Annotated in this window: 3 protein-coding genes; all 3 read right to left on the reverse strand. The window is 49.1% G+C overall.

The window, feature by feature from the left end; translation table 11 throughout:
- Positions 1–113 precede the first annotated feature (113 nt).
- A complete protein-coding gene (gene argH, locus KNP00_RS13960) occupies positions 114–1508 on the reverse strand; it encodes an argininosuccinate lyase (protein ID WP_215146291.1) in 1395 nt (464 codons plus the stop codon).
- Positions 1501–2715, reverse strand: coding sequence for an argininosuccinate synthase (locus KNP00_RS13965; RefSeq protein WP_215146292.1), 1215 nt, complete (start codon positions 2713–2715; stop codon positions 1501–1503). The genes argH and KNP00_RS13965 overlap by 8 nt, the downstream gene beginning before the upstream one ends.
- A 125-nt stretch (positions 2716–2840) precedes the next feature.
- Positions 2841–3983, reverse strand: coding sequence for a CapA family protein (locus KNP00_RS13970; RefSeq protein WP_215146293.1), 1143 nt, complete (start codon positions 3981–3983; stop codon positions 2841–2843).
- Between the last annotated feature and the right edge of the window lie 232 nt (positions 3984–4215).

Genomic DNA, 4215 nt, shown 5'->3' on the forward strand with positions numbered 1-4215 from the left:
CTAGGTCGCGATGCGGCTCCGGGATTGCCTGCGGAAAGCGTGGGCGCCGGAAAGGCGAGCGATATGATTCATGTTAGTCAACAGCCTGACCCGTCACAAAGTGACGGGTCCATTCAAATCGATGAGGAGAGCGTGGTATGCATACATGCTGAAGCTTCCTTCAACTGTACGCGGACAGCGTCAAAACCTGTACCTCCGTAACTGTTTCGGCGTGCGACCGCTCGTTCCGGCGTCAAGGCAAGATACACGTCATCTTCAATCAGATTTGAGTGCTGTTGAAACGCACTGATTGGAAGTTCGCGTAAATATAATCGTTCGTCCACGCAATAGTTGACGAGTTTACCTGTCACCTCATGTGCTTCACGGAACGGCATACCTTTTGACGTCAAATAATCGGCGAGCTCGGTCGCGTTAGAAAAATCACGCTCGGTCGCTTGTTTCATGACGTCCGGATGGAACGTCAACTCATTCATCATCCCTGCCATAATACTGAGCGAACCTTGTATGGTCTTGACCGTATCGAACATGCCTTCTTTGTCTTCCTGTAAATCTTTATTGTAAGCGAGAGGAAGTCCTTTCATAAGTGTTAACAATCCCATTAAATTCCCGATTACACGACCTGATTTTCCTCGGACAAGTTCAGCCATGTCCGGATTTTTCTTTTGTGGCATCATGCTCGAACCAGTGGAGAACGTATCGGACACTGTAATGAAACGATATTCTTCACTAGCCCAAAGAATCAATTCCTCACAAAAACGGGACAGGTGCATCATGAGCATCGACGCGTTTGAGAGGAACTCGAGAATGAAGTCACGGTCGCTCACCGCGTCGAGGCTGTTCGGGTATACCCGTTCGAATCCAAGTAATGTAGCTGACCGAAAACGATCGATGGGAAAAGTTGTCCCGGCTAGCGCGCCTGCTCCTAAAGGTGACGAATCAATCCGCTTCAAACTGTCCATAAACCGTTCTTTGTCACGTTCGAGCATCCAAAAATAGGCGAGCAAATGATGCGCCAAAGAGATTGGTTGTGCGCGCTGAAGGTGCGTATAACCAGGCATGATCGTTTCGACATGAGCTGAAGCATGTGTGTAGAGTTCTTGCTGAAGTGCTTCAATCAATTGAATCACCTCTTGAACGCGTCCCTTTAGATAGAGATGCATATCCGTCGCGACCTGGTCATTTCGACTACGTGCCGTATGCATCTTGCCTGCGATTGGCCCGATCTCATCATGAAGCAGAGCCTCTAAGTTCATATGAATATCCTCATGATACACCTCAAACTTCAGTTCACCCGCTAGTGCTTTTTGTTTTAACTGGTCTAGCCCCTTGAGTAAACATGTCACTTCCTCATCTGACAAGATCTTTTGGTCCCCGAGCATTGTCACGTGGGCCTTGCTCCCCTCTAAATCTTCAAGGACGAGTTGAGCATCAAACTCAATCGATGCCCCGAACGCATCGACCCAATCGCTCGCCGTCTTCTCGAAACGGCCCCCCCATAATTTACTCATCGACAAACACTCCTTTTTCCATCAACACTTCTGATTGGACTTTCGTTGGCAAGCCCCACAACTTAATGAACCCGACAGCTGCCTGTTGATCGAACGTATCTGCAGACGTATACGTTGCGAGTTCTTCGTCATAAAGTGAGATCGGTGATTTCCGACCGTCTACGATGGCCTGTCCTTTGAACAGCTTCATCCGGACCGTCCCTGTAACGTTCGCTTGAGTCTCATCGATAAAGGCGAGAAGCGCCTTCGTGAGCGGTGAATACCAAAGTCCATTGTAGATCGTCTCGGTCAACTTTTGCTCGACAATCGGCTTAAAGTGCGCGACTTCACGGACGAGAGTCAGCGCCTCGAGCGCTTTATGCGCCGTGATGAGGGTCATCGCACCAGGCGCCTCGTACACTTCCCGTGATTTAATGCCGACGACCCGATTTTCGATATGGTCAATCTTTCCGACACCGTGCGCACCGGCAACGATGTTCAATTCCTTTAAAATGTCCGGGAACGGTTGACTTTTCCCATCAATGGCGACCGGCACCCCGTTCTTGAATTCAATTTCAAGGTAAGTCGGCTCGTGTGGGGTGTCTTCGAGCGCGGCCGTCAGTTCATATGCGCTTGCGGGTGGTGCCGCCCAAGGATCTTCTAGAATGCCGCATTCGATGGCGCGTCCCCAAATGTTTTGATCGATCGAGAACGGCTCTTCTTGAACGATTGGAATCGGGATTTGATGTTTAGCCGCGTATGCAATCTCTTCCTCCCGTGACCACTTCCATTCACGGACCGGAGCAATGATTGCAAGGGAAGGATCGAGTGCATGAATCGATACTTCGAAGCGCACTTGATCATTTCCTTTCCCGGTACATCCATGTGCCACAGCGACCGCACCTTCAGCTTGCGCGACCTCGACCAACTTTTTTGAGATCAGCGGTCTTGATAGCGCGGAGACGAGTGGATATACCCCTTCATACATTGTGTGCGCCTGCATCGAATAGCTAGCGAAGTCGTTCACGAACTCATCGACCGCATCGATGACGATCGATTTCTTCGCTCCAACTTTCATCGCTTTCTGCTGAATTTTCTCTAAATCTTTTCCTTCCCCGACGTTCAAACATACCGCGATGACGTCATATCCTTGTTCATCCAACCATTTAATCGCAACCGACGTGTCGAGACCGCCTGAGTAAGCCAATACGAGTTTTTGTTTCAACATATGAACACCCCTAATGTATAATTATTAATTAATATTTATAAATATACGATTCAGTGTAAGGGATAATGTGTAGGCTGGCAACCTTTTTTATGAAATAAAAAAGACCACGAATGAAATCGTGGCCTTCATTGTTCGATTGTGAGATTTTGGAGCCATTGCGACATATGCTCACTGACAGGGGAGAGAAGGTCAGGTTTTGCTGATTTCAATGAGACGATCTCATAATGTCCGTCGGTCGATTTTTGTGTAAAGGTAGGGTAAAACATCGGGTGTTTGAGTTCGAACGATACTCCCTCTTCAGTCGTCGTCTTGACAACGTCGATGCCGATGATTCCTCCTGTATTCCGTTCATCTCCTCGTTGACCGGAAAGGAAATTACCGAGCGAGTAGGCGACGAATGTTTGGTTGCCATTGACCCCCTCAAGCATCACCGGAGGTTGCAACACGTGCGGGTGGTGACCGATGATGATGTCGACCCCGAGGTCCGCTAACGATTGTGCGAGCTCGGTTTGCCCCTCATTCGGTAACGGCTCGTATTCAGTACCGAAGTGGAGGGAGACGACGGTCATGTCAGTCAACTGTTCCGCCTTTTCAATCTCTGGTCGCATTTGTGCGAGGTCGATATAGTTCACGTGATACGGTTGTTTCGGGACGACTCCATTCGTCCCATACGTATATGCGAGGAAAGAAAAAGAAATATCGTTGGCCGTCAACATACGAATATTCGCCTTGTCCTCAGCGGATAAGAACGAGCCTGTATAAGGCATCCCGATTGCATTCCAATGGTCGATCGAATTTTCAATGGCTCGGACGCCGCGGTCGAGTGTATGATTATTCGCGGTCGTGACCAAGTCAATCCCCGCCCGTTTCAAGGCGTCACCAATCTCAAACGGACTGTTAAACGCGGGATAACTAGAAAGCCCGATCTCGCTCCCTCCGATCATGCTCTCCTGGTTGGCGATCGATATGTCCGCACGACTCAAAATCGGGGAAATCTGCTCGAAAGCCGAATCGAAATCGAATCCGTCTTCGACACGAGCTGCATTGTATACCGAGTCATGAAGAAGAATATCTCCAATCGCATAGAGGGAGGCCTTCGTGACGACCGGCTCGGGTTGTACAGATGGAGTTTCTGCAGGAGCCTCGACAATCGGTTCTTCCATTTCTTCTAGTACTTCTTGATTTGTCGCCGGAGTCGTACCACAAGCAATTAGCAAAGCAAAGCTAGACATGAAGGTAAGGCGAGAAACAATCTTACATGATTTCATCTTGATTCTCCTTTTCACGACAGATTAGTCCGATAACCCTAAAATTCGTCGGAAATTAAGAAAAATCCTGCTTACTTGAACTACCCCCACCTTCGCTTCGCTTAGAGGTGGGGGATTCCTGAGTCATCCTCTCTATCGAGAGAAACCTGATCAGGCTAGCCCCGTCGTCCCGACGGTTGAAGAAGCCAACAGGCGCTCGGCTTCTTGTCTGAGGTTCAGTCCTGCGTTCACA

The sequence above is a fragment of the Exiguobacterium qingdaonense genome (assembly GCF_018617855.1).
Lineage (GTDB): Bacteria > Bacillota > Bacilli > Exiguobacteriales > Exiguobacteriaceae > Exiguobacterium > Exiguobacterium qingdaonense.

Bases quoted from the DNA above. Each gene is read 5' to 3' on its own strand.
- argH (WP_215146291.1), bottom strand. From the start codon at position 1,508: ATGAGTAAATTATGGGGGGGCCGTTTCGAGAAGACGGCGAGCGATTGG.
- KNP00_RS13965 (WP_215146292.1), bottom strand. From the start codon at position 2,715: ATGTTGAAACAAAAACTCGTATTGGCTTACTCAGGCGGTCTCGACACG.
- KNP00_RS13970 (WP_215146293.1), bottom strand. From the start codon at position 3,983: ATGAAATCATGTAAGATTGTTTCTCGCCTTACCTTCATGTCTAGCTTT.